This window comes from Streptomyces sp. WAC04114 (assembly GCF_019733245.1).
Taxonomy (GTDB): domain Bacteria; phylum Actinomycetota; class Actinomycetes; order Streptomycetales; family Streptomycetaceae; genus Streptomyces; species Streptomyces massasporeus_A.
In genome coordinates this window covers 1-1654 of sequence record NZ_JAIGQA010000360.1, presented here as the reverse complement: position 1 = coordinate 1654, position 1654 = coordinate 1, and the positions used below count along the sequence as shown (strand labels likewise).

The 1654-nt window shown below is 77.6% G+C and carries 1 protein-coding gene and 1 pseudogene; both read left to right on the top strand.

Annotated elements, in window-relative coordinates; translation table 11 throughout:
* Window positions 1-188: 188 nt before the first annotated feature.
* Window positions 189-1436, top strand: coding sequence for an aminotransferase class I/II-fold pyridoxal phosphate-dependent enzyme (locus K4G64_RS39170; RefSeq protein WP_221760603.1), 1248 nt, complete (start codon window positions 189-191; stop codon window positions 1434-1436).
* A pseudogene (locus K4G64_RS39165) lies at window positions 1433-1654 on the top strand (hypothetical protein); the annotation flags it as partial. The gene K4G64_RS39170 and the pseudogene K4G64_RS39165, both read left to right, overlap by 4 nt.

Below are 1654 nucleotides of genomic sequence, written 5' to 3'. Positions count from 1 at the left end.
GTCCCGGAAGGGCCCGGCTTCCCCGGCCCGGCCCGCCCATGCTGTGACCGTCACGACCCGGCCGGGCACCCATGGGGCGGCGGCACCCTGGGTACTCAGAGCCCGAGGGCATGAGCCGCCCCGTACGGCGCACGCGCCGAAGGGCACACCACACGGCGGCAACAGGCACTGGCACTGCGGAGGTACGGATGCGGCGGACGGCCCCGGAAGGTCACGGCCCCGTCCGGTTCGGGCCGCCGCTCCCCGAGGACGGGCTGCCCGTCCTGCCGGAGCTGTCCGCGGTGCTCGCCGCCGCGGCCTCCCGGGGCGGCCACGAGCCCGTCGGCGGCGGCCGGGCCCTGCGCGAGGCCGCCTGCGGCCACTGGGACCGCCGCGGACTGCACTGCGACCCCGACCGTGTGGCCGCGGCCCCCGGCTCGCCCGCCCTGCTGCTCGCGCTCACCGCGGCCCTCGGCGGCGACGTCCTCGTACCGAGGCCCTGCGCCGCCTGGTGGGCGCCGTACGCACGCCTGCTGGGGCGCCCCGTCTTCCATGTGCCGACCCCGCCGGAGAGCGGCGGCGTTCCGGACCCGTACGCCCTGCTGGAGACCGTGCGCCGGGTCCGCGCCGAGGGTGGTGACCCGCGGCTGCTCGTGCTGTCCGTCGCCGACGACCCCACCGCGACCGTCGCCCCTCCCGAACTGCTCCACGAGACCGTCGAGGCCGCCCAGGGGGAGGGCCTGCACCTCGTCAGCGACGAGACCTGGCGCGACACCCTGCACGACCCCCACGACACCGTGCTGCTCAGCCCCGCCGAGATGGTGCCGGACCGGGTCACCGTCGTCACCGACCTGGCCGGTGCCCTGCTCCCGCCCGGCTGGCCTGCCGCCGTGACCCGCTTCCCGGCCGGTGCGGACGGCGAGGGCCTCCACGCGCGCGTGCTCGACATCCTCACCGCCCTCGACGCCCGTGTCGCCGCGCCCATCGCCGCGGCGGCCGGGTACGCCCTGGGGGAGCCCGAGGCCGTCACGGCGCGGGTGGCCGCCACCGTGCGCCTGCACGCGCTCCTGGCCGCCGAGGCGCACGCCGCCGTCGTCGCCGCGGGAGCCCTCGCCCGGCCCCCGCGCGCCGGCCGCCACCTGTACGTGGACCTGGCCCCGCTGCGCCCCGCGCTGAGCGCGCACGGCGTCGGCGACGCACAGGAACTGGAGGACTTCCTCGGCGCCCGCCTCGGCATGCCCGCCCCGGGCGGGCACCGCTTCGGCGACGACCTCGAAGCCCCGCGCGTGCGGCTCTCCACAGGCGCACTGGTGGCCGGTTCCGACGCGGAACGCGCGGAATGCCTCACCTCACCCGCACCGTTGGAACTGCCGCAGGTGCACCGCGCGTTGGGCCGGCTGAAGTCGGTCTTCGACGATCTCCGCGACGAAGCTCAGCGATGGGAGCCTCCTCGATGACGCAGCAGTCCGAGTCGACCACCAGCACGACCACCCGGGGAGCCGACGAGCCCGGGCTCCCGTCACCCCTCGCACCCCCGTACCCGCCCCTGGCCGAACCCCGGCCGCTGGCCGAGCGGCGGGTGTGGCCGCGCACCTTCCACGACCGGCTGACCGCACCGCTGCCCGGCCTGAAGGCCATGGCCCGCTTCGCCCGGGAGGGCGCGGTGAGACCGGAC